The sequence below is a fragment of the Desulfomicrobium baculatum DSM 4028 genome (assembly GCF_000023225.1).
GTDB classification, from domain to species: Bacteria; Desulfobacterota; Desulfovibrionia; order Desulfovibrionales; family Desulfomicrobiaceae; genus Desulfomicrobium; species Desulfomicrobium baculatum.
The window spans coordinates 813,379-839,421 of the sequence record NC_013173.1 but is presented as its reverse complement, the minus strand read 5'-3'; the positions used below and the strand labels follow the sequence as shown (position 1 = coordinate 839,421).

Genomic DNA, 26,043 nt, shown 5'->3' with positions numbered 1-26,043 from the left:
CCTTTTCAATCATGCGCGCCCGGCCGCAGAGATGACGCAACCCAGGAAGCGATGCGCTGCAAGGCAGCATCGAACACACACCCCAACCCCGCAGCGAGAACACTCATGACTGAATTTGCAAACGTCACCGTGCTCAAGAACGCCAACGTCTATTTTGACGGCAAGGTCACCAGCCGCACCCTCGTTTTTCCCGACGGATCCAAAAAAACCCTAGGCGTCATGCTGCCCGGAGACTACGAATTCGGGACTGCCGAAAAGGAACTGATGGAGATCCTGTCCGGCGAACTGGAAATACTCCTGCCCGGCGAAACGGCCTGGAAACGCATCAGCGGCGGCATGGCTTTCGAAGTTCCGGCCAACGCCAGGTTTTCCCTCAAAATCCTGGCAGTGACCGACTACTGCTGCTCCTACATCAAATAACAGCTCCGTCCTCCGTACCCAAAAAAGCGAAACCGGCCACGAACATCCTGTTCGTGGCCGGTTTCGCTTTAGTTCGAATCAAATATCGGCGAAAAAAAATGGAGCTACGCCCATTCCTGTTCAAAACGCTCCGGCCCTGCGATCTTGTATCCCTTGTCCGTCAGCACGCGCTCAAGGCCTTCGGAATCGTCGGTGCGCACACGGAAGACCAGCAAGCGCTGGTTGCCGCGAAAAAAGGTTGACGTGGACAGAATGTTCACGCCCAGATCGAAAAAAAGCCTGCTGATCTCGGCCATAAGGCCCTTGCGATCCTCGGCTTCGATGACGATACGGTTGCCGCCAAGCTCCAGGCCCATTTCCTCCACCAGCACGGCCAGCATGGAACCCCGGCTGATATAGCCCCGAAGCTGGTTTTTCGTGTCGACCACGGCCAGACCGGCCAGATCCTTGTCGTGCATAATCTTGGCCGCGACTTCGATTTCCGTTTCAGGCGTCACAGTGGGCATTGAGCTTCGCACCAGCTCTTTTACCGTCATCCTGGATAAAAGATAATTAATTTCATGTTTGCTGAATGTTGTCGCTCCAGATGGCAATGCAGCCCGGATATCTTCCTTGGCCACATATCCCTTGAGCTTGCCGTCTTCAACAACAAGTAAAATCCATAGTCTATTCTCCTCCATCATGCGATCCGCTTTGATAATCAGCGTATCGGAAGTGATGGTGGGGACGTGTCTGTCCATGGCAAGGCCTACATACATGATATTCTCCTTTGAGTCGCTGGGGTGAATCCCTTTACGTAAAGTGCAGTGACAGCCTTCATCCTTTTTGCTATATCCTTGGTTCCATTACCGGAAATAACCGTCCCTAAAACCAGGTCCGCTTGAAAACTATGAGACGTGCAGTTCTTCTTATTCTTGCTCTATGCTTCCTGACAAGCATAACCAAGCCGGGATTTTCAGAAAAACCGCTGCGCCTTTTCTTTGAAAAAAATATCCGCGTTGAGCAAAAACCCGGCGACGAGCACATCGTCAAGCAGGGCGAATGGCTCTACAAGATACTGGAATCAAAAGGCTACTCCGCCACGCAAATTCAGCGCATCCTGCCGGACATCACGGCTCTGAACCCACACATCCCGGACATCAACCGGCTGATGCCGGGGCAGGTCATCCAGATCCCAGAAGCGTCCTCCGCAGCCGACACCGGCATCAGACGCCCCCCGCCCTTGGCGGCGACGAAATCATACGAAAAAACGCCCTACGTCGTGCGCACGGGAGATACGCTGATCCAGATCCTCAAGGCGCAAGGGGTGCCAAACAGCTTGATCTACAGCCAGTATCTCGACCTGTTCCTCGAACTCAACCCAGAGATTCCGAACACCAACACCTTGCGCGTCGGACAGGAGATCATCCTGCCGGTCACAAACCAGACTGAAAAAGTCATGGCGCCTGCCCCGCCCCGTGCGCCTGCTGCGCAGCGGTCCCCAAAACCTGAGCAAATTGTCGTGACGCAGGCCACCGCGCCCAGCCAGGCTGCCTCCGTCCGGAGCGCTTCCGCGCGGGGCGCCTCCGTCCTGGGCGCCCCCGGCCCGATCCAGCCCCTGCAAAAGCAGCCTGAGCCTTCAGCGCCAGAGCCTGCGCAAGCGCCAGCGGCCGTGCTGCCCAAAACGCCCCCGACTGCTCCGGACAGCGCGGGCGACGCGGACAGTTTCGGTCAATCCGACGCAACAAACGCCACCGCAGAAAAAAAACGCACGCCCGTATCCGGCCTGCCGTTCGTCAAAACCGTGCTGGAACAAATGCGTTTCAAATTCTTGCCGGGGGACGAAAGCATGTTCCCCCTGCCAGGCTCGGAATGGCTGGTCGTCAAAATGTCCGAAACCCCGCTCCTGGATGCGCCCTGGGGAGACAAGATCCTCTTCTGTCCCGTGCCCAAAAACGCCCAGTGGATCGCAAACGCCAACAAATTGGGCATGAAGGTCTGCACCATCTCGCCCCGCTGGAGCTTGCAGGAAGTGCTGGAAAAACTCTCCTCCACTTTTCCGAAACATTTTCGGCTCTGGGGCGCCGGCAAAGAGCTGGTGCTTTCCCGCAATGGCGTCGGCGTGACCCTCTTGTCTCCACAAATGGCCATCATAGAGCGCGGTGGCCAAAAACGCATTCACATGATCTGGTCCAGACAGACTCCGGACTCACCGCCTTTGCCCCAGGGGCTGCACGAAGTGCTTGATGAGGCGCAGGTCAAGATCATCGAACTGGATGCATACAACGAACTTTCCCGCCTGCCGTCACGGGCTCGCGAATCCATCTACGTTCCCGTGGCCACGCACTTGGAAATCATCCGGGCCATGAACCCGGGCAATCCCGAAGAGATCTTCGGCCAGGCCATGCCCGACACGCTCAGTTCCCTGCTGCAGCTCTTGCGCGACAAGGATTTGCTGCGCCAGGGAATGATCCAGGCCGCCTGGCACGAAGGGGCGCAAAACCGCATCGCGGTGCAGGTTCCGGCCTGGACCGTGTCCGGCGGAACAGGCAAGATCGCCATATTGGACCGGCGATTTTCTGATCCGTTCCTCGTATCCGTCCTCTCTCATGAAGGCTACACCTGCTTTATTCTTCCCGACTGACCCTTAAGGACTATCCCATGCCCCATGACTTTCGCGTTTACGGCCATCTGGCCGGACTGGATGAGAATGAATTAAAGAATTGCCGTACGTTTTTGTCCGCCTATGAATGCGAGGTCAGCGGACAGGTGCTGGACTTCGTGCATGAAGGCGTCTTCATTGACGTGGACAGCGATCTTGAATGTCTGTTGCGCCTCGTCGGCCCGGATGTGCGCGGCGTCATCGACATCATCAACCACCAGGACTGGGAAATGTTCCGCTGCACTCTTGCAGGCGGAGCACTGACGCGATCAAGCATTGCTCTGGACAATGCCCTGGACACGGCTTACGCATCGGAGCGCCGCTCATAAGCCCAACGGAGTCACCATGCATGAACTGTCCATCGCCGAAAGCCTGATCAAGATCATCGGCGAAGAAATGGCCAAACATGGCCTTACGAAACTGCACTCGTTCAAGATTGTTTATGGCCAGATCTCGGCCATCGTTCCCGAAGCTCTTGAAACCTGCTTTGAAATGCTGACCATGAACACCCCCTTTGCCGGAGCGAAGATGGAGACGCAGGTCATGCCCATGGTCGTGCGCTGCCGCCAGTGCGGCCACGAATTCAGCCCCAGCCTGGAAGAACGCGTCATCATGCCCTGCCCAAAGTGTACGACCGAATTGGGACATGAGATCATCTCCGGCCGTGAACTCTACATAGATAACATCGAAGCCGAATAACGTGGAGGAAAGCATGAAAGTCGATGTGGTACGAAACATCCTTGAGGCCAACGACGCCGTCGCGGCCGAACTGAACGCCCGGCTCAGCGCGCAAGGCATCCTGACCCTCAATCTGATGAGTTCGCCGGGATCGGGCAAGACCTCCCTGCTGGAGCGCACGCTGACCGACCTGAAGGAAGAATTCAACATGGCCGTCATCGAAGGCGACTGCCAGACCGAGAACGACGCCCGCCGCGTGGCCGCCACCGGGGCCCGGGCCGTACAGATCAACACCGCGGGCGGCTGCCACCTCGACAGCACCATGGTCCGTGACGCCACGGAAAAGATGGGCGTGGACGGCATCGACATCCTCGTCGTCGAAAACGTGGGCAACCTGGTCTGTCCGGCGGAATTCAGCGTGGGCGAAGACTACAAGGTCACCATCCTGAGCGTGACCGAGGGCGACGACAAGCCCGAAAAATATCCCTTCATCTTTGCCGAATCCAAGGTCATGATTTTAAATAAGATCGATCTGCTGCCCTACGTCAATTTCGACCTGGACCGCGCCAGCGGATTTGCCCGCTCCATCAACAAGGACATCGAGATATTCGCCCTCTCCGCCACTACCGGCCAGGGCATGGATGCCTGGTACGACTGGCTGCGCCGGGAACGGGCCAAGAAGAAAAAGTAGCCCCGCGCAAAAAAACGAAGCCCACCCTCCATGCCGGAAGGTGGGCTTTTTTCGCGTTCATTGTCTGGTCGGTTAGACGTCCCGCAGAACCCCGTCGACCATGTCCTGAGCCTCGGTCTTGATGCGCTCCAGATGGTCCCGGCCCAGAAAGCTTTCCACGTAGATCTTGTACATGTCCTCCGTGCCCGAGGGCCGGGCTGCGAACCAGCCGTTTTTGGTGACCACCTTCAGGCCGCCGATGGCCGCGCCATTGCCCGGGGCATGGGTGATCTTGGCCAGGATGGGCTCGCCCGCAAGCTCGGAGGAAGTCACCTGTTCAGGCGAAAGCGACGAGAGCAGCTTCTTCTGGGCCATGCCGGCCGGAGCCTGCATACGCTCGTAAATCGGGCTGCCGTGGCGCGACTCCAGCTTCTTGTAGATGTCTCCGGGGTCCTTGCCGGTCACGGCGGTGATCTCGGCGGCGAGCAGATTCAAAAGAATCCCGTCCTTGTCCGTGGTCCAGGCCTCGCCATTGCGACGCAGGAAGGACGCGCCCGCGCTCTCCTCGCCGCCGAAACAGCACGTCCCGGCCAAAAGATCATCCACGAACCATTTGAAGCCCACCGGCACTTCCCGCACGCCGCGTCCATGCGCCGCCACCACGCGGTCGACCATGGAACTGGTGACCAGGGTCTTGCCGACCTGCGCCGCAACCGGCCAGCCCGGACGGTGCGCGAGCAGGTAGTCGATGGCCACGGAAATATAATGATTGGGGTTCATGAGCCCATGCCCGGCGGTGACGATGCCGTGCCGGTCGGCGTCGGGGTCGTTGGCGAAAGCAATGGAAAAGGAATCCTTCATGGCGATGAGCTTGGCCATGGCATAGGCAGAAGAACAGTCCATGCGGATCTTGCCGTCCTTGTCCAGGCTCATGAACATGAAGGTCGGATCGACGACCGTGCTGACCACCTTGATATCGAGCCCGTAGTGCTCGGCGATGGGCTCCCAGAACGGCAGCCCCGCCCCGCCCAGCGGGTCCACGCCGATGCTGATGCCGGCAGAGCGGATGGCCTGCATGTCGATGGCGTTTTCCAGATCAAGGACATAGGGGCGGATGAAATCATGCTCCCGGCACAACCCCTGCCGCAGCGCCCGGGCCAGCGGGATGCGCGGCACCGAGCCGGGATTTTCGAGCAGGGCGTTGGCCCGCTGCTCGATCCAGCCGGTGACGTCCGTGCCGGCCGGACCGCCGTGGGGCGGGTTGTACTTGATGCCCCCGTCCTCGGGCGGGTTGTGCGAAGGGGTGATGACCAGGCCGTCGGCCAATCCGGAGGCGCGGCCGCGATTGTAGGTCAGTATGGCGTGGGAGATGACCGGCGTCGGAGTATAGCCGAAGCCCTGCTGAAAACGGCAGTCCGCGCCGGCCGCCGCCAGAACCTCCAGCACCGTGCGCAGGGCCGGTTCGGACAGGGCGTGGGGGTCCATGCCCACGAACAGTGGCCCGTCGATGCCCTTGGAGGCTCGGTACTCGCACACGGCCTGGGTGATGGCCAGAATATGGGGCTCGTTGAAGGATGCCTTGAAGGCGCAGCCCCGATGCCCGGAAGTGCCGAAGGCCACAAGCTGATCCGCCTGCGAGGGGTCCGGAGCCAGGGTGTAGTAGTCGGATATGAGTCGGGGGACATTTATGCGCATGGATTCCGGCACGGATGCGCCGGCAAGAGGATGGACAGCCATGAATACTCCTTGTGTGTGGAAAAAGACAGCCTGCCCAAAGGACCCGAAACGACCGGTCAGTTGCGCTCGTGCAGGGCCTGGGAGCGCTTCAGCGCCGCCCAGAGAACCTTGTCGTTGGGGTCCTGTTCGTAGGCCTTTTTGAAAAACTGCGTCCCGTTTTGACCAGCCTTCTGAAATATGGTGCCGATGTTGAAGGCCACGTTCTTGCCCGAAGCGGGCAGTTCGGGATCGATCTTCAGGGCTTTCTGCAGAGCGTTCAGGGCCTTCTTGGTTTCTCCGCCTTCGCTATAAGCCATGGCCATGTTATAGAGCAGGCTCGCGCTGCCGGGCACTACGGCCAGCACGCGCAGGTACTCGGCAATGGCCTCTCGCCATTTACCCTGCTTTCGCAGCGAAATGCCGAGGATGTTGACGGTGGCCATGTCCGCCGCAGTGATATTGTCGCCCCGCAAATCAAGGGCTTTTTTGGAATAATGGATGGCCATGTCCGGGTCGCGACTGGCGCAGATGTCAGCGATCCTGCTCGACAGGTTGGAGAGAAATTCATCCGCCTCCCGCTGCGCCAGACGCATCACGTTCTGGAACATCTCCTCCGCCACAGCGGTATTGCCGCGGGCTATCTCAAGTTCCCCGATGTGCAGGATGCGTTGCGTGTTGAGGGGGCTGATCTCGTTCAGGCGGCGCAAACATTCAAGCTGCTTTCCGGCGTCCCCGGCCTGCTCATAGAGCACGGCCAGACGCTTGAGCGGGGCCAGGTACAATTCCGCGCCCTTCACGGCCCGCTGGTACATCTCTTCGGCCCGGGAAGTCATGCCGAGACCCAGGTAGGCGTCGCCCTTGATCATGAAACCCACCGCGCTGTCCGGCTTCTGCTGCAGGATATCCTCGGCCGCAAGCAGGGCCTCGCCCCATCCACCTGCTTCGAGCAGTTTCTTGCCCTTTTCGATGAGCTTGCTGAGCTTGCCCTGGGGGGCGATGGTGAAGGCCAGCTTCTCGCTGAATGAGACTACGGAAATGGGCTTGGTGATGATGTTGTGCGCGCCCTGCTCCACCAGGAGCGCCGTGGTGTACTGGTCCACCTCCTGGGTCAGGACGATGATCCCCGCGCCGGGGCACAGGCGCATGATGCGTTCCATGACCTGCGACATGTCCGCCTCCGCCGCGCGACGCTCAAGACAGATGATGAAACGGGCCTGGGAGTCCTGGTGCAGGAGCTCGAAGAGGTCGTCGAGCCGGGTGAAATGATGGAAGGATTTTCGCGACAACCCCATGCTGTGATACAGAACCGACTTGATCAACTCCACAAAGACCGTGTCGTCGGTCAAAGCCACGAATTTGCCCCCGGCCAGGGCGTAATCGAAGATCGTGGCCCCGTAGGTATCCTGACCCGGCTCAGAAGCAGCAACGTATGTACCCATCGATTTTCACCCGTTTTGATTCGTTGGCGCGCCTTTCCCGAAATGAGAAACCAGGCAACATAACAAGAATACACAAAGCCGCAGGGATGTTCAACGCGTTCCTGCCCTCCCCCAAGAAAGAGACAGCCCCGCCTTGAAGGAAATCGCCCGGAAGAGCATTTTCAAGAATGAAATATGCTTGATTTTACCCCCCTCCTCGCCTAATGAGTTTGCTCCACAACGGACTGCCCCCATAGCTCAGGTGGATAGAGCACAGGATTCCTAATCCTGGTTTGCCCATGTTCGAGTCATGGTGGGGGCACCAGCACAAACAGCGGTTTGCAGTTTTTCGGATACACCCGAGAACTGTAAACCGCTTTTGTTTTGCGTGGCTCGAAATTTCCCGGCAGGTCAACTTCTGCCAGTGTTTTTTCGGCATGGATTCAACATACCGAAATTCGTCATTAAAGATACTCGAACCTAATACTTGAGTTAACATTTTGTTTTCTTTATAAGAAAAACAGAAAATTCAAGATAGCAGCGTGAGTACTTCAACATGCCTACATTTCGCCATTATGATTTGAGCCTGCTCAACCCGGCGTTTGATTCCCCGCTGGTGGACGTGCTGACGGAGCTGGAACACCTGCGCCGTCTTCACTTAGTCGGCACCACGCCTGCTCCGATGTTTTTTCAGCTCAAGCATGTCTTCCACATGCTCGAAAGTCTGGGTTCGGCACGCATCGAGGGCAATCACACCACCCTGGCCGATTACGTGGAAAGCAAGCTGGAAGGTTCCCGGGAACTTCCGTCCGACCAGCTGCGGGAAATGGGCAACATCGAGGCCGCCATGGCCTACATCGAAGAAAGCGTCCAACAAGGCCATTTGCTGACGGAACATTTCGTCCGCGAACTGCATGCCATCACGGTCGGCAGTCTGGAACGCGAGGGCGACGCCTCGCCCGGTGCATACCGACGTCAACAGGTCACAATCGCACGGTCGGAACATCTGCCTCCAGAGTTCCTGCTGGTGCCGCAGTACATGCAGGAACTGGTGGCCTTCATCAACGAAAACCATCCTCCCAAATACGATCTGATCAAGGTGGCGCTGGCCCATCATCGTTTCGGCTGGATACACCCCTTTGGCAACGGCAACGGACGTGTGGTGCGCCTGCTGACATACTCGCTGCTGATCAAATACGGCTTCAACGTCCAGGCCGGAGGGCGGGTACTCAATCCGACTGCCGTGTTCTGCAATGACCGCGACCGCTATTACGCCATGCTGGAAAAAGCCGATGCCGGGACTCCGACCGGTCTGGAAACGTGGTGCATCTATGTGTTGCAGGGCATTCTTGATGAATTGCGCAAGGTGGATCGGCTGACTGATTTCACCTACCTGGCCGATAACATACTGCTGCCCGCCATTGCCTTTGCCCGTGAACGCGAACTGATCACCATGGCCGAAGCGCGTATTCTTCAGATTGGAGCGCAAACGGGCATCACCAAGGCCTTGGACCTGAGCCCTGCCATGCCGGGCATGACATCGGCACAACGCACGTATCAGATCAGGAAGCTGGTCGAACGCAAAATGTTATTGCCGATCAAGGAAGGTGCACGACAGTACACCCTGGGCTTCAGCAACAGTTTTCTGTTGCGCGGCATCATCAGCGCGCTGTCCGAGGAAGGTTTCATCCCGCCAACGCTCAATCAACCCGCATAAGCCACGCCACTCCAAACCCCGCACCGAACAAACCGACTTCGTCGAAATCCTCTCGGACTCGGACGCAGAAATATCGACACTTACGCAACGGCGGGAAAAAAACCGTATGCTCAAGCAGGCAATTATGCAGGAACTTTTGACAGGTAGTATTTCATTTCACACACGCAAAAAGACTCACCTTTAGTGATTAAGCGTGCTGTTTGGCTCTTCTCGAAACGATGCAAATTCGGCGACGCACGGACCACCAACAAGCGCTTTAGTGCTTCCTAATCCTGGTTTGCCCATGTTCGAGTCATGGTGGGGGCACCAAGGACCTCTAGGTTCCGAACTTCAGTTCGGAACCTTTTTTTGTGCTGCGCATCTTTCCCCATTTTTTGAATCAATTCAGGCGCAATCCCTGCGGAAGATTCAATCTTGTCTCACATCGGGACAAAAATAAGTACTGACTTATCTTCAATGTCATACAGCATCCCCCCTTGATCCTTCTAAAATGTGCTGCTAATCAACTGTATTCGCAGATTCTGTATGCATAATAATTTGTATGTGCACAGCCCGTTCATATGAATAAATACGAAATCCCCGCAGCACTTCTCTTCCTGCCAAGCACCGTTTTGGCCGCTCCGACCATGAACGTGAGGCCGTGGTAAACATGGGGTGGCTGTTCTTTTTGATCATCAGTGCCGTGATTGTCAAAACGGTACTGAAATCAAAATCCTTCAAAGGATGGTTTGGCGAATTTCGTGTCAGACAGACTCTCGCTACCCAACTCGAAACAGAACGATACCGCCAATTCCACGACGTCACCCTTCCCACGACAGACGGCACCACGCAGATCGACCACATCATCGTCTCAATATATGGTATCTTCGTGATCGAAACCAAAAACATGAGCGGATGGATATTCGGGAACCCGGACCATCCAAAATGGACGCAGACATTTGGCAAGAGCAAAAATTCGTTCCAGAACCCGCTCAGACAGAACTATAAACACATCAAGGAACTCGAATCCCTCCTCCAGATCGGAGAGGACAAGCTCTTTCCCGTGGTCGTTTTCACCGGAGGCGCCGAGTTCAAGACGGACATGCCGGACAACGTCATCCACAGCGGCCGGCTGCCAAGGTATATCCACACCAAAAACACTCCCCTCATGACGGAAAGCGACGTGCAGCGCATCCTGCTCAAGATAAACGGCACCATGCTGGAACGATCCAGAGAGACATCCAGACAGCACGTTCACAACCTCAACAGAAAATTCGGGAACAGCGCGGACGAGACGGACAGGGAACGGCAACTCGATCTGCTGAAGATGGCAGGTATAATCGGGATTTTTCTGATTGTGGCCGTTCTCCTTAATTCACCAAAATCGCCCACGCATAAACCAGGCGCATCTGTATCGATACCAGTTTCCTCGCCGGTGCCCACGGCCCCCGCGACTCCCGCAGCTCCAGAAATTTTTCAGCGCCACGAACTTCCAAAAACAAAAAAAGTCCCACGCTCAGATGAATACGGGATACTGACGCTTTCGGCCAAAAAGGACACGTACGTGACGCTTTACGATACAAAAAATGTCGAAGTGGTCCGCATGGAGATCAGGAAGGGGCAAAGCGAAGAGATTGAGATCAGGAAAGGGGCTTACAAGGCGGAAATTCTGCAGACTGGGAAGAGAGAGGTTTCGACGGTGAGTTTTATTGGAAATGCTGGTGTACTGGAGTTTTGATTTTCGACCGACGCAATGCCTGAGAGTCAATGGGCTTGTAATTAGGAGAAACAGAGAATACCTAGCAATAAAATTTGCCATGCGCGTCCTTGAAAAAAGCCAAAGGCAGACTTGCCCCCCCCTTGCTGCTAAAAAATTTATTTAACTCTCATGAAACGCGAATTGCGCCTAGAGAGGATGCTAAAACGTGAAACAAATATTATTGATCCTGATATTCCTGACAATTTGGATCAATGATGTCCAAGCGGAAGGTATTTGGAGTGTAAACGGTTACCACCTCTCAAATGTAAATGTTCTTCATAAATTAAACACAGTGCATGTAAGTGGAAGAATTCAAGGTGGTAAATATGCAGATTATTTAAAAATACGCATATTAGTTTCCAATGATAATGGATATAGAAAATGGGCCGAAACATCACTACAAAGGTTTTCAGGAAAAGGAGAACTTTTTGAATGTCAATTTAAATATTACACAAAATCAAGAATTTGGAATATTGAACAAATTGATATTATTGGGAATGCAGTAAATGAACAAGTGAACAATATCAAAACAGAATTTTAAAATAAAGACACTGGTTTTCTAGAACTAAATCAATATGAAAAGAGTAATAAATACGTAGTAAATACTAGTTACGAGCAAAAATCATATCCGAAAAAACACAATGTAGAAGGCAAAATTAGCAGAGTTCTATTTACTTCGTTTAATACAATTTCAGTAGTAATACGAAATAAAAAAACTAATAAATTAGTTATGATGAAAAGTATATCTCCGCACGATTTAGTTGTGGTTGATTTTCCGTATGGTGAATATAATACAAAAATAATTGGCGACGGGATAAACAAAAAGCAAGATTTTTTAATTGATGAAGAAGAGGAAACTATCCAGCTACATTGAACAGAACTGAACGCTATGAAAATTTGCCCTAAATGTCGTTATTTGGACCACGAAAAGAACGGCCCAAATTATGAGTGCCCTATGTGCGGCGTTATTTACTCCAAGGTAATTGATGATATCAACAGAGAAAAAATTGCAAGCAATGAACGCAATTTCGATAAAACGTGGAATAAAATCAAACGAGCACCCGAGAAAGCCCTCTCAACCTTTTGGATCTGGGCCGGACTCATGGCCGTGGTGGCCATCATTTCCGGGATCAATATCCAGCGGAATGTGGCCACAGTCGATCATGTCAGACCAGCTTTCCCGACAACAAGTACTCCTTCAACCCCAAAATCAAACATTTCAAATTTTCATACAAAATACGAAATGAGAACAAAAGAAGCGGGCGAATGCTCTTTCAAGGTCATATCAAATGACGCGCCAAACACTGTGTTTATTCTGTTAGACCAAGCATCAAGAAAAATGAAAGTTATCATCTATGTGAAAAAAGGCGATGACATTGAACTAAAAGTTCCACCAGGAGACTATATGTTTCAAATGATACAAGGCGAAACATGGTTGAGCGAAAAAGAGCATTTCGGGCTTGGAACAACATATTTAGACGGACAAAAAATAATATCCTTTGAAAAAACAGAAAGAGGGACTTCAGGAAATATCGTAAAGCTCAAAGCAATTGATGGAAATTTAAAAACGGTACGTACTGCCCGCATAAATCTTCAATAAGAACCCGACAAAACTACAAAAAGGAGCAATTCAATGAAAGATATTTTGCTTGGCATTATAATTGATATGGCTGAAAAAGAGGCTTTTCCAGAGGTTGACATCACCTTAATTGTCGGCGGATTCGTTGTATCTGGCTATATAATTAGTGGTAAAAAATTCTTTGAACATAACGAAATTACAAGAATACTGTACGAAAGTGCGAAAGATACAAGCACAGAAGACGATAAAAAATTAATAAAAGATGAAAAATCAGTCGCCGATGAACCAGCATCAAAATATGAATTTATACACTTACGCGATGCTCAATATTTTAGCGATGGAAGATCCTCTATACCAAGTAATGGTGGCGTTTATACACGAATTAAAATTGAAGACGTTTCTGGGTTCAACTTTGGAAAAATTACCAAAATGAACACAGAATGAATCGTCAGCCCCATGATGATCAATTAACCAGGCGTCAATTGGCAAGTAGATTACCGTTAGCATATGGAAAAAATGATCAGTAAAAAATTTATTGATCAAAATTGCGAACAAAAAAAGGGGAATGGAATGGAATTATTGCATTTGCAACTAGCTTTGATAGATATTGTATTAGAAGGAGACCCATTAACCGAATACATGGAATTGAAAAAATTAATCGATGATAAAATAAAAATACTCCCGACAATTTTACCTTTTATTAATGATAAAAATGCTCCTCCAGAGGTTCCCGTAATTCAATCTTTTGATCCTGAATGTGGATATGGAATAAATATGACACGAAATAGAGTTGATTTCATGTCAAACAAGGTTGATAAATATCGCATAGATGAATTTTCAAAATATGCATTAAAGATTATTGAGAAATTCAAAAATACAGGAATAGGGCGTATTGGGCTTATATCTCAATATTCTATAGAGTCAGAAAACCCTCCTCGATGGATTTGTGAAAAATTTTTACGAAATGAGTACGGCGTATTAGAGGAAATTGTTGTTAAATTCAACAAAAAAGAAGTCTTTGATGGAATTCAAATAAACAATTTAACTCAATTCCAAGAGGCGCTGATTTCAGAGAATGGTATTGAAAAGAAAAAAGTGCACGTTTTGTTGGATATAAATTCAGCACAAAATTATACAAAGCGTACTAGCACATCAAAAATAGCTAACATCGTGAAGTCTAAAATTCAGGCTGTAGCAGAAATGAGTGTTGGAGACTTAACGTGACGCAGATTAAAGCCGTTGATTCATCATCGTTGGCGGATGTTCCAACATACGGACAAACCCATGAGCTTTTCCTGGGATTATCTATTCAAGCTACAAATATTCAACAAATAAAACAAAGACTGGATGAATGTGAAAAGATATACAATGTTACGCAAAAATTGTGCGATGCATATAGCGACCTGCACAATAAAAGAATTGTTTATCTTTTTAGCACTGTTCCACTAATATTAATAATTACTCTATTAATTATAATTTTTTCTCCATTTCCTATAGAAGAATATAAGGCATATTTAAATATATCACTTTTTGTCTCTATAGCAATTTTTTTTATACAACTTTACTATGTTCCCAATAAAATCAAAATGTTAAGCGACGATATCAAGCGAAACAAAGATGATATATCCTCATCATTAAGCAAAATGAATGATATGACAAAAAGTATTACTGAGCTAAAGAAAATTCTTGATGAAAAGAATGAAGTGAAGAAGCGACCGGCAAAAAAGAAATGAGGCCGGAATTTTTAAACAGGAAGGCTTGGCCGAAACGAACTATAAAAAAATTTCAAATCTAAAGCTTTGGCGTCATCTGAAATGCCTTGCCATCAAGCCTAGTGAATACACAGACAAAGATCTTCGTGTTAGTGCGCAACCACTATCCGTCACATTAAACACTTCATAATTCTGCACACCAAATGCACACGTAATTGTGTAGGACGGGGAGGACAATCAGTGAAATATACAGGTGAATGATCAATTAGTGAAGAATCTGATTTCCTGATTTTATTTTATTCGTAATCAAGACGTCGGACGTTCGATTCCTATAAGAAAAAACGCCACCTTTCCAATGATAACATACCTGTAATCCAACATAATCCGATCGGTGTCTGGCTAACTCCCGGAGCTTTTACCGGTTCCTAATCCTGGTTTGCCCATGTTCGAGTCATGGTGGGGGCACCAGATCTGAAAAAGGTTTCGCGTAGTTACAGACTACCCGAAACCTTTCTTTTTTCCCGCGCCACCCGACGCGGCACCTTGGTTTCGCTCACCGTCCAAGGGCCTAGCGCCCAGTACACCCATGTTCAGTTCAGATTGTAAACCTCCCCAAGTTAGTGCCATCCAAACGTAGGGATTTCCTTGGGTGAATTTCTCATAAGGAACCCTGCCGGGGTCAAAACGACGCTCCAGCTCCCGGCAAACCTTGTCCCGCTTGTGATAGTCCCGGTACGGCTCATATCTCGTCAACTTTTCCGGATGGATCATATTGTATGCACCATGCAGATGCATCTGCCTGGTATTCTTATGCACGCCGCAAAGACGTTGATGATCGCCATAGCCCAACGCGTGCGCAAACTCGCTTTCGGTTGCCAGGAAATATTTCAGAGTCAGTTTGGCCTCGTCCTCGGGACAGAACGACTTTGAAGGATTCCCCTCTGCACAGGCCACGGAAGACATGTCGGCACTCATGCCCCGACGCGAGAATCGCTCCATTCGCCCCGATCTTCTCAAACAGCACAAAAAGTCAAGAATCCTGGGTCTATCCCAGAGGAGTTACAGAATATCGTTTGTAAATCCGGAGATGATAGAATAGTTGATAAGTTCAGCCTAACGCCTACTATTGCACCACTGCAAAAAAGGCTGCAAAAGACCGATAGTTCGTTCACTCGCCAGGATTAATCCTGTCCATTAAGATAGTTAAAAGGCACAGAGCTCTTCAAGGTGGATAGTTCCCTGTATGAAGCAACATCATCGTCTTGCCCAAGTTAACTGCTTAAAAGCACGAGAACTGAAAGCGTCTGATACACCCGCAACTCAACGAAACAATCAGCCAGCAAACTAAAATGTACCCCTGCTCACTATCACAAGGAATCATCACCCGCATACGCCTCGCAGTGTTGCTCCTCTGCCTGCTCCTGCAGGCCTGCTCGGACCATTCGGAAGTGACAGTCGGGTTTCTCGGCCCTTTGGAAGGGAAGTATTCCGACCTTGGGGTCCAGGGGCGCAACGGGGCACAGTTGGCCCTGGAAGAAGCAAACGCCCGGGAGTTAGTCCCGGGAGTAACATTCCGGCTGATGGCCGAGGACGACCTCAATACGCCCGACGGCGCCCGCCAGGCCGTGGACAGGCTGGCCGCAGTCAAAGCCGTGGCGATCATCGGCCCCATGACCAGCGGCGTGGCCAAAGCCGCCCTCGAACAAGCCTCGGGACACCGCTTGCCACTTATCTCGCCTACCGTGAGCACGCCCTTGCTGACGGGAAAAAAGGACCTCTTCTTCAGGGTCCTCAGCGAAAACGCCCAATGGGCCAGAGCCCTCGCCCGCTATGGTACTGAAAAAGCCGGGCTGCGCACGGTGATAATCGTCGCCGACATGGACAACGATGCTTTTTCAGGCCCTTACAGGGATGCTTTTCGTTCCGAATTCGTGCGACTCGGGGGGACGCTGCTCAAGGATTGGAATATCCATTCCTCTTCCCTGGAATCCTGGGAAACCATCACCGCAGAAATCGAGCGACTCGCTCCAGATGCGATCTTCGTCAGCCTCTCCTCCCGGGACGCCTCCAAATTGGCCAAAACCTTCGTATCTCGCAGCCTGAAGATCCCTGTCTATAGCACCATGTGGGCGGCCACCCGGGAACTCGTGGTGGATTGCGGTCAAGCCTGTGGCGGATGGATTTTCGGCATGGGATACAGTGAAGACAACACGAGGCCCGAGCACCTGTCTTTCCAGCAGCGTTACCGGCAACGCTTCGGTTATGCCTCGAATTTTGCCGCAGCCCTATCCTACGAGGCGACCCAGGTCTTTTTGCAGGGGATGCTCAAGGCCGCAGGGAATCCCAACGGCCTTCCGGCCGCCATGGAGACCCTCCCGGAACTCCCGGGCGTCATCGCGCCTTTCCGCCTGGACGAATTCGGCGATGTCATCCGGGACCACTACATCATCGAATTCACCGGAAGAGACTTCCGAACCCATGAAACGATCCGCTGAAGCGCCTGTACCAGCAGTTTCCCTGTTGCGCGGGACCTTGGCCGTATGGTTGCTGGTCCCATGCATCATTGTCGTCTTCGCTCTCGGACTCGCCCTGCTCGCGGAAGGCGTCAATAATGCCAGAGAAACCAACGAACACTTGGCGACCGCGCTCTGCCGCTACCTCGACATCTTCGTTTCGGATGCTCATTCGAACCTCGCCTCACTTGCACGGCTTGAGGGCAGGAGCGATCCCGACCACTTCCACGCAGCCATCAGGCAGACGCAGGAATCCCTGACCCGTTTCCAGCGCATCGTCCTGGTCGATGCGGACGGCATCGTGCGGTTCACACACCCGCCTGGGTTCGTGGGAGTGGACTTCCCTGTCCTCTTTCCTTCGGAATCGAACTCGACCATGTCCCGGCCGCTCTATTCTTCTGCTACGGGCAGTCTGACTATCCTCATGCGGGCGAAAACCGTTTCGGGGAAAATGATAGCCGGGGAGCTCAATCTTGACGCCCTGCTTGAACATCTGCAACATTTTTCGTTGGACCTTCACGGAACAGTGGTGGCAGTCACCGACGGATTCGGCAACCTCATCGCGCACCCGGACATGGCCCTAGTGCGCCAGCAGACCAACATAGGAGACTGGCGCATATTCAAGGAGGCTTCCGAAGCAGAGACGTTCAGCGCCCTAGCCTTCAGGGACCGCAGCTTCGTGTCCGACACCGTCGCCCAATTGCCCGGACACCAGTGGAAGGTCATCCTGTCCACGAGCCTATGGCAGGCCATGTCCGACACCCTCAAGATCGTGGCGACCATCGAGATCCTTCTGGTCGCCTACTTCTTGATCCTCTTCCTCTCGGTAAGGCGGACCCTGAATCTGCGGATCATACGCCCGATCGTGGAGTTCTCAAAGTCCATGACCGGACTGGCTGCCTCGCAACAGCCCGCCCCGCCTGAGCCGGCTCCCTTCCAGGAACTGGGCCTCATCGAACGGGAATTCCGTCAGGCCATTTCGGCCATCCTGGAGAGTCAAGCACGGCTGCGCACAAGCCAGGCCATCCTGGAGCAGGCCCAAAATATAGGCCACATGGGCAGCTGGCAGCTGGACCTGACCGACAACCGCCTGACATGGTCGGACGAGGCCTACCGCATCTTTGGCGCGACGCAGGAAGACTTTGAGCCTAGTTACGAGCGGTTCCTGGCCATCGTGCACCCCGACGACCGCGCCGCCGTTGAACATGCTTATGCCTCCTCCATCGAGGAAAGCAGGGAAAGCTACGAAATCGAGCACCGCATCGTGCGCAGGGACGATGAAGAAATCCGTTTTGTGATCGAACGCTGCGTCCATGAGCGGGATGCCCTAGGCACGGTCATCCGCTCCGTCGGCATGGTGCAGGACATCACCGACCGCAAGAATGCGGAACAAGCGTTGGAGAGAGCCAAGGAGGCCGCCGAGTCGGCCAGCCAGGCCAAATCGGAATTCCTGGCCAACATGAGCCATGAAATCCGAACCCCTCTGAACGGCGTAATGGGAATTCTCCAGTTGCTGGAAACCTCGGCCGAAGGCCAGGAACAAAAACAGTTCTGCACGCTCGCCCTGCAATCAGCCAATCGTTTGAACCGGCTCCTTTCGGATATTCTCGACCTGTCGCGGGTAGAGGCTGGAAAACTGCATATCCAGTCCGAACCCTTCAGATTGCATGAAACTCTTGTCCAGGTGTTGGACCTTTTCGTGCCCACGGCAGTCCAGTCAGGGGTGGAACTCAGGCATCACGTCGATCCGGGCCTGCCGAACTCCATCGTCGGGGACCCCATTCGCCTGCAGCAGGTGCTGGGCAACCTCATCGGCAACGCCTTCAAGTTCACCACGACCGGCTACGTCAATGTCGAGGCCTACCCCCTGCCCGCGAAACACCCAGGCCAGCTTCGTATCTTCTTCTCGGTTTCGGACACCGGGTGCGGTATTTCCGACAAGGATCTCAAGAACCTGTTCACCCCATTCACTCAGGTCAGCCAAGGGTACGCCAAGAGCCATCAGGGCGCTGGGCTGGGCCTCTCCATCTGCAAGCATCTCGTGACCCTCATGGGCGGGAATATGGCCGTCGAAAGCGAGACTGGAGTGGGGACGACCTTCAGCTTCTGCGTGACCGTAGGAAAGGCCCTCGGCGTTGCTGTCGTAAAAGCCCCTGCAGAAATCGGGGCATCTGCCACGGCCAATGGCCGGGTACTGTTGGCTGAAGACGACGAGGTGACACAATTCGCTGTCCGTAAACTGCTGGAAAAAGCGGGGTACACGGTGTCGATAGCCAGGAACGGCGAAGAGGCGTTGGATCTGCTCGGCGCGCACGACTTCGACGCAGTCCTCATGGACATCCAGATGCCGGTGATGGGTGGGATCGAAGCCACCCGCCTCATCCGCAGTTCCGCTACCCCGGAGGCGAAGCGAAGCATCCCCATTATCGCTCTGACCGCTTATGCCATGGCCGGAGACCGGGAAAAATTCTTGGATGCTGGCATGAACGACTACATCGCTAAGCCGGTGCAGGTCGTAGAACTCAAGAAGGCGTTGGAGCGGGCACAGAAGTTGGGGAAGGGCGAAGTGCAGTAGTTTTTTTATTACGAAAAAAGGAGAAGTTAACCAGTGAAAACCAAGCTGGATATTATTGAAGAGCCGGATAAAATACCAACTTTTTGATTTCAATTTACTGATTGCGTAAAAAAGAATGTTTCAGTGGAGTTATTTACATTCAAATTCCCTGAGATAAGAAATGAAATAAAGCGTGCATTATTGTCATTTTTCAAAGATCTGGATGCCTTCACTCAAAAAAAAGTCAGCGCTTCTTTTGACACCCTCAGGCCAGCCAATGACCGCAGGTCCGGTGTCACCGAAAAGATTAGAGTCCGCAACCCTGCCAGCACGCTGCACTTATTGCCGCGACGCCACTTGTCTCACAGCTAACGCTGCGCTCAAATTGACAATATCGAATTAATTCAGATCGCTTGATTCAAATCATTCTTGTCGGCAATTAAAAAAGTTGACATCGCCTAACTTTTTTTACAAATAAACCTCAAGCACGCATGGCATGACGACATTTCCGCGTCATAAAAGTTAAACATGCTAAACAATTTAATTGAAAAAAAATATTTTATTAATTTTTAACCATTTAGATTAGTTTGACTAAACAGCAAAAATCAAGGCGCAGAGCGCCGAATGGAGTTACCGTGAACAAAAAAATTGCCTCCCTGCTGACCCTTGCCCTGACCCTCTTGACCGCCCTCCCTGCCACGGCGAGCGAATTGGTGGTTTACTCCGCTCGCGCGGAGCAGCTCATCAAGCCTCTTTTCGATGCGTACACGGCCAAGACGGGCGTGAAGATCCAGTACGTGACCGACAAGGAACCGGTGCTCCTTGAGCGGCTCAAAGCCGAGGGCGAACGCACCCCGGCCGACATGCTGATCACCGTCGATGCCGGCAACCTCTGGCTGGCGGGCGAGGCCGGCGTAATTTCGCCCGTGCAATCCGAAACCCTTGCAGCCAACATTCCCGACCACCTGCGCGACCCGGGCAACAAGTGGTTTGGCTTGTCGCTACGCGCCAGGACCATTGTCTACAACACCGGAAAGGTGAAGCCCGCCGACCTGAGTACCTACGCCGCCCTGGCAGGTCCGGAATGGAAGGGCAGGCTGCTGCTGCGCACATCCAAAAAGGTCTACAACCAGTCCCTCGTGGCGGCCCTGATTGCCGAACTCGGCGAGGCCGAAGCGGAACGCGTCGTCGCCGGCTGGGTCGCAAACACCCCCGTCGCACCCTTCGCCAATGACAACCAGGCCATGGAGGCCGTGGCTGCCGGCGTAGGCGACGTAACCATCGTAAACACCTATTATTTCGGAAAGTTGATGAAAGAGAAACCCGATGCTCCGCTGGCTCTTTTCTGGCCCGATCAGGCCGGGACCGGCGTCCATGTCAACGTCTCAGGGGCCGGTATCACCACCCACGCCAAGCACAGGGAAGAGGCCGTAAAATTTCTCGAATGGCTCTCCTCCGGCGAGGCGCAATCCATGTTCGCCGCACTGAACATGGAATACCCTGCAAACCCCTCCGTGCCCGCCGATTCCGCAGTGGCCGCATGGGGCGACTTCAAGGCCAGCACCCTGAACGTGGCCAAATACGGCGAGTATCAGACCCAGGCCATCAAGCTCATGGACCGGGTCGGCTACAAATAACATGGCATTCCCTCATCGGAACATGAGAACGAAGGCGGGGGGACTCTCCCTCCGCCTCCGCACCTTCCGCATGCAGTCTCCCGGCACGCTCCTGGCTGCATCCGTGTTCGCGGCCATGGCCGTAACCCCGGTCGCGGTTCTCCTGTATTCCTTCCTGACCCCGGAACAGGACATATGGCGACACCTGGCCGAACATGTCCTGCCCGATCTCGTGGGTAACACCATCGCCCTGCTGGCCCTGGTCATCCCCATGACCGCAATCCTCGGCGTCGGCCTTGCGTGGCTCACGACCGTTTGCGACTACCCGGGCAGAAAATTCTTCTCGTGGGCATTGACGCTTCCCCTTGCAGTGCCGCCGTATGTTTACGCCTTCGTGTATCTTGGCCTGCTCGACTTCGCCGGCCCCGTGCAGACGACGATCAGGCAAGTCTTGCCCGGCGTGGGCTTCGTGGACATCCGCAATGTCTTCGGGGTGGCGGCCATCCTCTCGATGGCTTTCTATCCTTACGTTTACCTGCTTTGCCGCAGCGCTTTCCTGACCCAGGGCAGAACCGCGATGGAAGCGGCCAGGACACTCGGCCTCTCTCCGTCAAGAGCGTTTTTCCGGGTGGCCATCCCCATGGCCCGGCCCTGGATCGCGGCCGGCGTGACGCTCGTCTGCATGGAAACCCTGGCCGATTTCGGGGCAGTTTCAATCTTCAACTACGACACCTTCACCACCGCGATCTACAAGGCCTGGTTCGGCCTGTTTTCACTCAAGGCCGCTTCCCAACTCTCCGCAGTGCTCGTCGCCTTCGTCCTTGTCATGCTGGCCTTGGAGCAACGTTTCCGAGCCCGACTCCGTTTTACCGAAGCCGGAAGGTCGGGCACGCCTGCGCTGCACCTGCGCCTGACCGGTGCGGCTAAATGGCTTGCCTTTGCCCTTTCGTCACTGATTTTTGTCTTCGCCTTCGCCGTTCCCTGTCTGCAACTCCTGCTCTGGGCCTGGAAAGCCACGGGGCCGAACACCGCGAGTTATCTTCAGCTTGGCAAGGACACGCTGATACTCGGCTTGATGACGGCTGTGGCCACTTCCGCCGTCTCTCTCCTGCTGGCTTTCGCCAGACGCAGCAACCCCGGAACGGGCTGGATCATCCGCATTGCGACTCTCGGCTATGCCATGCCTGGGACAATCCTCGCCGTGGGCATCTTCATTCCGGCCGCCTTTATCGACAACACCATGCTCGATTTCATTGCCTCGACTACCGGGGTGCCGATGAGCCCGTTTATCCAGGGTTCGCTGGCCCTGCTCGTCATTGCATACACGGTCCGTTTCCTGGCGGCAGGCTTTGGATCCATCGACAGCGCCATGCAACGCATCACGCCCTCGGTCGTCGAAGCGGCCAGAACCATGGGCTGCCACGGTGCGGCGCTCGTCAGGCGTGTCCATCTGCCCATGACCCGCACCGGCATCCTCACGGCCGCAATCCTTGTGCTCGTCGACGTCATGAAGGAACTTCCCGTAACCCTCATGATGCGGCCTTTCGGGTGGGACACGCTGGCGGTGAAAATCTACGAATTCACATCGGAAGGAGAATGGAAAATGGCGGCGACACCGGCTCTGGTGCTGATCGCGGCGGGTCTTGTACCCATCATGCTCCTGACCGGAAAAACCGAAACACGGAACAAATCATGACGACTTTCCTGCGCGTGGAAGCGCTGTCCAAGAGCTATGGGACCAGTCCGGTGGTCGACAACATCACGTTTTCCCTGAATCGCGGGGAGATCGGTTGCCTGCTTGGCCCCAGCGGGTGCGGCAAAACGACTCTGCTTCGCAGCATCGCGGGTTTTGAGAACATCGAGTTCGGCAGCATTGTCCTTGACGGCGAGGTTGTCTCGGGACCGCGTTTCGTACCTGCTGAGCACCGTCGCATCGGCATGGTCTTCCAGGATTACGCCCTATTCCCGCACCTGACCGTGGCGCGGAACGTGGCCTTCGGCCTTTCAAATTTGAACGCCGCGCAAATAGCCCGGACCGTCGATTCCCTGCTGGAAACCGTAGGACTGCCCGACGCAGGCTCAAAATACCCCCACGAACTCTCCGGCGGCCAGCAGCAACGAGTCGCCCTGGCCCGCGCCCTGGCCCCCGAGCCTCGGCTGCTGCTCATGGACGAACCATTCTCGAACCTCGATGTATCCCTGCGTGAATCCCTGTCCATGGAAGTCCGCTCCATCCTCAAGCAGCGCGGCACGACGGCTCTGCTGGTCACCCACAACCAGCAAGAAGCCTACGCCATGGCGGACAGGGTCGGTGTCATCTCCTGCGGCACCATGCACCAGTGGGATACGCCCCACGCCGTTTATCACCGTCCCGCGTCCGCTGAGGTCGCAGGCTTCGTTGGCGAGGGCTCCCTCATCGACGGAAAGGTCTTCGGACACACGCTCACCTGCGCCCTCGGAGAGTTCGCCGCAAAAAACCTTGCCGACTCCGCCGTCAAAGTTCTCGTGCGCCCCGAAGACATCCTGCACGACGACGCCAGTCCATTGAAGGCGCAAGTCGTCGGACGCGCCTTCCGCGGTTCGACTATTCTGTACTCGTTGAAACTCATCACGGGGGAAGTGGTTCTCGTGCAGATTCCGAGTCATCATGATCATCCGGTCGGACACTGGTTAGGCATCCGAGCCGACCTTGAAGATCTGGTCGTATTTCCGTGCTCCGCAACGCTCCATGCCAAGGAATGCGTGCAGAACTGACAAAAAAGACGTCATTAATTTATTTCGGCAACATAAAAATATAAATGCCACTGAAACTCTTGGATTCAGTGGCATTTATATTATCTAATTTTTAAGCTTTAGGCTAAATACTTCTGCTACATAACTCTCTTAAACTCGGAATAGTCTCCTTCAGTCTCCAACACGACCTTAACCGTTTTATCAGATCGGTTACGCCAAAACCATCCATGTTTTCCATCGAAAGCAGCAGTGATTGTTCCTTCAGACTTTGCGATGTTCTTTCCTTTACCGTATCCATGGTAAAAATCTTTCGGAGCGTTAACTGGATCTCCATGCACATCGACATTGACAGGGCCATCTGACTGCCACCTGTATGAAACAGAAGCCCCTTTATTCATCGTCAATTTTATCTCAGCGCCTTGCCCCGGATCAAGGATTATACTGATCTCATCCTTCGTGATGATGGGGTCTACTAAAACAAGAGCCGATTCTGACTGTTCCTGTGCGCTGACATCCTCCTCGCTCGCAAAAGAATCCTGGGCCGCTTCGACTTCATAATCAGACATGACAGGCGCATTTTCCATGGCCGCCACGATTTCTTTTTCCGCCCTCATTTCCTCGGCTAACGCCATCTTGACTCGCCCCATGTCGGTCAATCCCAGCACTTCACCTGCACCTGTAGGGTCGATGCCGTATTCAGCAGGCAAAACTGTGGTTATAAGCAGCAGTGTCGCAACAATCATTGCAACAACTGTAGAGCGAATCAACTGTCTTGATGTCGGCAAGTCATTTCTGCCGGGCATATTCGTGTTATACATGCATCAACTCCTTATTTATGCGACGAAGAAAAAACCTGTCATCTGGTATCCGACAAGCATGAAGCCGGCAGTCATCAACGCAACATTGGCTAAATAGGCGTGTCTGGTGAAACTGGATGTTCCTCGCCAATATCCCATGACAATGAGTATCCCGCTCAAGGCCAACAGTTGCCCTATCTCAACGCCGACATTGAACGCGACGAGATTGGCCAGCAGGCCGTCCGGCGACACCTCGAAATCCTGAATCTTCGTCGCTAGGCCAAACCCGTGAAACAAACCGAACACGACTGTTGCGAGCTTGGTATTCGGCTGAAATCCGAACCAGCGTCGAAAAGCGCCGAGGTTGTCCAGCGCCTTGTACACCACCGACAAGCCGATGATTGCGTCGATGAGATAAGCGTTCACGTTCACGCCCATGAATACCCCGGCCAGCAATGTTGAAGAATGCCCAATGGCGAACAGGCTGACATATATTCCGATATCCTTGAGGCGATAGAGGAAGAAAATAACTCCGACCAGAAACAGAAGATGGTCGTACCCCGTGACCATGTGCTTGGCGCCGAGATATATGAACGGCAAGAGCTGCACCCCGCTGATCGCCTGGATGTACCCCTTGTCCCCCGTTGTGACGCCATGGGCAAGAACATCCGTACCGACAAGCGTCAGACACAATAAGGCCAGAAATGGCAGCCGCACATTTTTCAATTTGCGCAGCAACACATCTCTGCCAAAAGCAAAGATATGATACATAAAAAATCCTGTATTAAAGTTAAAATTCTAAAATTCACTAAGAAATTTGAACTAAATACAAAATTCCGGAGGGCGGTCTATCGAAGAAATAGGAGCTGACTTATAAAAAGAAATGTAGCCGTCGGATGTGAAAAATTGAAGTGATCCAAAAAAAGAATTGACAGTCAGACGATCTGAAGATCTTCCAAAATGATCAAAATGAACATGACTTGAATCTCCAAAATGCGAATGTGTAGTCACAAAATGCACGTCATTATCATGCTGATGACCAACAGCGGTGAGCTGCATCATAAACACGACAATCACAATCAGACATGATACTTTAACCTGGAAGCGAAAAAACATTTGAACCAGTTATATTACAAGGCATATTGTTAAGCAAAAGATTCTCAAATAGGGCCGACAATCAATGGTTATGGTTCCTAGCTGTGCTCCTTTGGAAAATCAAGGCCGGCTACCCAAGGCTTTACCAACCAAAGTCCCCAGCAGGCCAACTTGATGGCGGTCTCAATAGCTATACTGATGGTGAACGTCCGGGGAGTGGGGATGGGAGTGAGAAAGTTGCTTGTGACGATGTCTGGTGGCTGATTTATCAGAGGCGACGTGGAGTTCGTCGTGGCCATGGTCGTGTTCGTGCTCGATAACCTCATGTGCCTTTGAATAGCTGCGCGGCTTACTTTGCCGGAACGAGTTGGACAGGCCTTTTTGAATGCATTGAGCCGCATTAATAGAAGACTTTCCTTGACGTTGGGATTTTTCCTTTTAGAAGG

Annotated in this window: 23 protein-coding genes and 1 tRNA gene; 18 read left to right on the top strand and 6 right to left on the bottom strand. The window is 53.0% G+C overall.

Features of this window, described 5'->3' with window-relative positions; genetic code table 11:
* Window positions 1-105 precede the first annotated feature (105 nt).
* Window positions 106-420, top strand: coding sequence for a pyrimidine/purine nucleoside phosphorylase (ppnP, locus tag DBAC_RS03890; RefSeq protein ID WP_015772980.1), 315 nt, complete (start codon window positions 106-108; stop codon window positions 418-420).
* A 104-nt stretch (window positions 421-524) separates the two neighbouring features.
* On the opposite strand, the gene DBAC_RS03885 is transcribed toward ppnP, so the two are convergent.
* Window positions 525-1,178, bottom strand: a complete 654-nt coding sequence (locus DBAC_RS03885; RefSeq protein ID WP_015772979.1) for a CBS domain-containing protein — start codon at window positions 1,176-1,178, stop codon at window positions 525-527.
* A gap of 131 nt (window positions 1,179-1,309) precedes the next feature.
* Between DBAC_RS03885 and DBAC_RS03880 the strand changes: the two genes are divergently transcribed.
* From DBAC_RS03880 to hypB, 4 genes are read left to right on the top strand one after another with little or no spacing between them, the layout of a single operon-like run.
* Window positions 1,310-3,043: a LysM peptidoglycan-binding domain-containing protein gene (locus tag DBAC_RS03880; protein WP_015772978.1), complete on the top strand. Its 1,734-nt coding sequence runs from the start codon at window positions 1,310-1,312 to the stop codon at window positions 3,041-3,043.
* A 17-nt stretch (window positions 3,044-3,060) separates the two neighbouring features.
* Window positions 3,061-3,390, top strand: coding sequence for a hypothetical protein (locus tag DBAC_RS03875; RefSeq protein ID WP_015772977.1), 330 nt, complete (start codon window positions 3,061-3,063; stop codon window positions 3,388-3,390).
* 16 nt (window positions 3,391-3,406) lie between these two features.
* Window positions 3,407-3,760 (top strand): hydrogenase maturation nickel metallochaperone HypA/HybF, encoded by a 354-nt coding sequence (locus tag DBAC_RS03870; RefSeq protein ID WP_015772976.1) that lies wholly within the window; start codon window positions 3,407-3,409, stop codon window positions 3,758-3,760.
* Window positions 3,761-3,773: 13 nt separating this feature from the next.
* Complete coding sequence (gene hypB, locus DBAC_RS03865; RefSeq protein WP_015772975.1) at window positions 3,774-4,430, top strand: hydrogenase nickel incorporation protein HypB; 657 nt, start codon at window positions 3,774-3,776, stop codon at window positions 4,428-4,430.
* A 72-nt stretch (window positions 4,431-4,502) separates the two neighbouring features.
* On the opposite strand, the gene pgm is transcribed toward hypB, so the two are convergent.
* A complete protein-coding gene (pgm, locus tag DBAC_RS03860; RefSeq protein WP_015772974.1) occupies window positions 4,503-6,146 on the bottom strand; it encodes a phosphoglucomutase (alpha-D-glucose-1,6-bisphosphate-dependent) in 1,644 nt (547 codons plus the stop codon).
* Between the two features lie 56 nt (window positions 6,147-6,202).
* Entirely contained in the window at window positions 6,203-7,564 is a 1,362-nt protein-coding gene (locus tag DBAC_RS03855; RefSeq protein ID WP_015772973.1) for a tetratricopeptide repeat protein, read from the bottom strand.
* A gap of 226 nt (window positions 7,565-7,790) precedes the next feature.
* On the opposite strand from DBAC_RS03855, the gene DBAC_RS03850 reads away from it, so the two are divergent.
* The 8 genes from DBAC_RS03850 to DBAC_RS03820 all read left to right on the top strand — a co-directional run bounded on the left by DBAC_RS03850 (window position 7,791) and on the right by DBAC_RS03820 (window position 14,310).
* Window positions 7,791-7,868: transfer RNA gene (locus tag DBAC_RS03850), tRNA-Arg, on the top strand.
* 231 nt (window positions 7,869-8,099) lie between these two features.
* A complete protein-coding gene (locus tag DBAC_RS03845; protein WP_015772972.1) occupies window positions 8,100-9,260 on the top strand; it encodes a Fic family protein in 1,161 nt (386 codons plus the stop codon).
* A gap of 649 nt (window positions 9,261-9,909) precedes the next feature.
* Window positions 9,910-10,977 (top strand): nuclease-related domain-containing protein, encoded by a 1,068-nt coding sequence (locus DBAC_RS17625; protein ID WP_015772971.1) that lies wholly within the window; start codon window positions 9,910-9,912, stop codon window positions 10,975-10,977.
* Between the two features lie 187 nt (window positions 10,978-11,164).
* On the top strand, window positions 11,165-11,539 hold the full coding sequence (locus DBAC_RS18695; RefSeq protein ID WP_143890783.1) for a hypothetical protein: 375 nt from the start codon (window positions 11,165-11,167) through the stop codon (window positions 11,537-11,539).
* 414 nt (window positions 11,540-11,953) lie between these two features.
* On the top strand, window positions 11,954-12,598 hold the full coding sequence (locus DBAC_RS03835; RefSeq protein ID WP_015772970.1) for a hypothetical protein: 645 nt from the start codon (window positions 11,954-11,956) through the stop codon (window positions 12,596-12,598).
* Window positions 12,599-12,631: 33 nt separating this feature from the next.
* Window positions 12,632-13,021, top strand: a complete 390-nt coding sequence (gene gvpU / locus DBAC_RS03830) for a gas vesicle accessory protein GvpU (protein WP_015772969.1) — start codon at window positions 12,632-12,634, stop codon at window positions 13,019-13,021.
* Between the two features lie 72 nt (window positions 13,022-13,093).
* On the top strand, window positions 13,094-13,801 hold the full coding sequence (locus tag DBAC_RS03825; protein ID WP_043810338.1) for a hypothetical protein: 708 nt from the start codon (window positions 13,094-13,096) through the stop codon (window positions 13,799-13,801).
* Window positions 13,798-14,310: a hypothetical protein gene (locus DBAC_RS03820; protein ID WP_015772967.1), complete on the top strand. Its 513-nt coding sequence runs from the start codon at window positions 13,798-13,800 to the stop codon at window positions 14,308-14,310. Before DBAC_RS03825 ends, DBAC_RS03820 begins: the two co-directional genes overlap by 4 nt.
* 477 nt (window positions 14,311-14,787) lie before the next feature.
* On the opposite strand, the gene DBAC_RS03815 is transcribed toward DBAC_RS03820, so the two are convergent.
* The gene (locus DBAC_RS03815) at window positions 14,788-15,252 is read right to left on the bottom strand and encodes a relaxase/mobilization nuclease domain-containing protein (RefSeq protein ID WP_015772966.1); all 465 of its coding nucleotides are present in this window, start codon (window positions 15,250-15,252) and stop codon (window positions 14,788-14,790) included.
* Window positions 15,253-15,638: 386 nt separating this feature from the next.
* On the opposite strand from DBAC_RS03815, the gene DBAC_RS03810 reads away from it, so the two are divergent.
* The 5 genes from DBAC_RS03810 (at window position 15,639) to DBAC_RS03790 (ending at window position 23,726) form a co-directional block, all read left to right on the top strand.
* Entirely contained in the window at window positions 15,639-16,784 is a 1,146-nt protein-coding gene (locus DBAC_RS03810; RefSeq protein WP_015772965.1) for an ABC transporter substrate-binding protein, read from the top strand.
* On the top strand, window positions 16,768-19,377 hold the full coding sequence (locus tag DBAC_RS17620) for a response regulator (RefSeq protein ID WP_015772964.1): 2,610 nt from the start codon (window positions 16,768-16,770) through the stop codon (window positions 19,375-19,377). Before DBAC_RS03810 ends, DBAC_RS17620 begins: the two co-directional genes overlap by 17 nt.
* A 614-nt stretch (window positions 19,378-19,991) precedes the next feature.
* Window positions 19,992-20,993: a Fe(3+) ABC transporter substrate-binding protein gene (locus DBAC_RS03800; protein ID WP_015772963.1), complete on the top strand. Its 1,002-nt coding sequence runs from the start codon at window positions 19,992-19,994 to the stop codon at window positions 20,991-20,993.
* A 70-nt stretch (window positions 20,994-21,063) separates the two neighbouring features.
* Complete coding sequence (locus tag DBAC_RS03795; protein ID WP_228644929.1) at window positions 21,064-22,668, top strand: ABC transporter permease; 1,605 nt, start codon at window positions 21,064-21,066, stop codon at window positions 22,666-22,668.
* Entirely contained in the window at window positions 22,665-23,726 is a 1,062-nt protein-coding gene (locus DBAC_RS03790; protein ID WP_015772961.1) for an ABC transporter ATP-binding protein, read from the top strand. Before DBAC_RS03795 ends, DBAC_RS03790 begins: the two co-directional genes overlap by 4 nt.
* Window positions 23,727-23,842: 116 nt before the next feature.
* Here the strand turns inward: DBAC_RS03790 and DBAC_RS03785 are convergent, their stop codons facing one another.
* Window positions 23,843-24,523 (bottom strand): hypothetical protein, encoded by a 681-nt coding sequence (locus tag DBAC_RS03785; RefSeq protein ID WP_015772960.1) that lies wholly within the window; start codon window positions 24,521-24,523, stop codon window positions 23,843-23,845.
* Between the two features lie 15 nt (window positions 24,524-24,538).
* Window positions 24,539-25,273 (bottom strand): HupE/UreJ family protein, encoded by a 735-nt coding sequence (locus DBAC_RS03780; RefSeq protein ID WP_015772959.1) that lies wholly within the window; start codon window positions 25,271-25,273, stop codon window positions 24,539-24,541.
* Between the last annotated feature and the right edge of the window lie 770 nt (window positions 25,274-26,043).

Coding starts and splice junctions, on each gene's coding strand:
- DBAC_RS03880 (WP_015772978.1), top strand. CDS start 1,310: ATGAGACGTGCAGTTCTTCTTATTCTTGCTCTATGCTTCCTGACAAGC.
- DBAC_RS03825 (WP_043810338.1), top strand. CDS start 13,094: ATGATCAGTAAAAAATTTATTGATCAAAATTGCGAACAAAAAAAGGGG.
- ppnP (WP_015772980.1), top strand. CDS start 106: ATGACTGAATTTGCAAACGTCACCGTGCTCAAGAACGCCAACGTCTAT.
- DBAC_RS03815 (WP_015772966.1), bottom strand. CDS start 15,252: ATGTCTTCCGTGGCCTGTGCAGAGGGGAATCCTTCAAAGTCGTTCTGT.
- DBAC_RS03780 (WP_015772959.1), bottom strand. CDS start 25,273: ATGTATCATATCTTTGCTTTTGGCAGAGATGTGTTGCTGCGCAAATTG.
- DBAC_RS03870 (WP_015772976.1), top strand. CDS start 3,407: ATGCATGAACTGTCCATCGCCGAAAGCCTGATCAAGATCATCGGCGAA.
- DBAC_RS03845 (WP_015772972.1), top strand. CDS start 8,100: ATGCCTACATTTCGCCATTATGATTTGAGCCTGCTCAACCCGGCGTTT.
- DBAC_RS03785 (WP_015772960.1), bottom strand. CDS start 24,523: ATGTATAACACGAATATGCCCGGCAGAAATGACTTGCCGACATCAAGA.
- DBAC_RS03875 (WP_015772977.1), top strand. CDS start 3,061: ATGCCCCATGACTTTCGCGTTTACGGCCATCTGGCCGGACTGGATGAG.
- DBAC_RS03855 (WP_015772973.1), bottom strand. CDS start 7,564: ATGGGTACATACGTTGCTGCTTCTGAGCCGGGTCAGGATACCTACGGG.
- DBAC_RS03795 (WP_228644929.1), top strand. CDS start 21,064: ATGCAGTCTCCCGGCACGCTCCTGGCTGCATCCGTGTTCGCGGCCATG.
- DBAC_RS03835 (WP_015772970.1), top strand. CDS start 11,954: ATGTGCGGCGTTATTTACTCCAAGGTAATTGATGATATCAACAGAGAA.
- DBAC_RS17625 (WP_015772971.1), top strand. CDS start 9,910: ATGGGGTGGCTGTTCTTTTTGATCATCAGTGCCGTGATTGTCAAAACG.
- DBAC_RS03810 (WP_015772965.1), top strand. CDS start 15,639: ATGTACCCCTGCTCACTATCACAAGGAATCATCACCCGCATACGCCTC.
- DBAC_RS03790 (WP_015772961.1), top strand. CDS start 22,665: ATGACGACTTTCCTGCGCGTGGAAGCGCTGTCCAAGAGCTATGGGACC.
- DBAC_RS17620 (WP_015772964.1), top strand. CDS start 16,768: ATGAAACGATCCGCTGAAGCGCCTGTACCAGCAGTTTCCCTGTTGCGC.
- gvpU (WP_015772969.1), top strand. CDS start 12,632: ATGAAAGATATTTTGCTTGGCATTATAATTGATATGGCTGAAAAAGAG.
- pgm (WP_015772974.1), bottom strand. CDS start 6,146: ATGGCTGTCCATCCTCTTGCCGGCGCATCCGTGCCGGAATCCATGCGC.
- DBAC_RS03885 (WP_015772979.1), bottom strand. CDS start 1,178: ATGTATGTAGGCCTTGCCATGGACAGACACGTCCCCACCATCACTTCC.
- hypB (WP_015772975.1), top strand. CDS start 3,774: ATGAAAGTCGATGTGGTACGAAACATCCTTGAGGCCAACGACGCCGTC.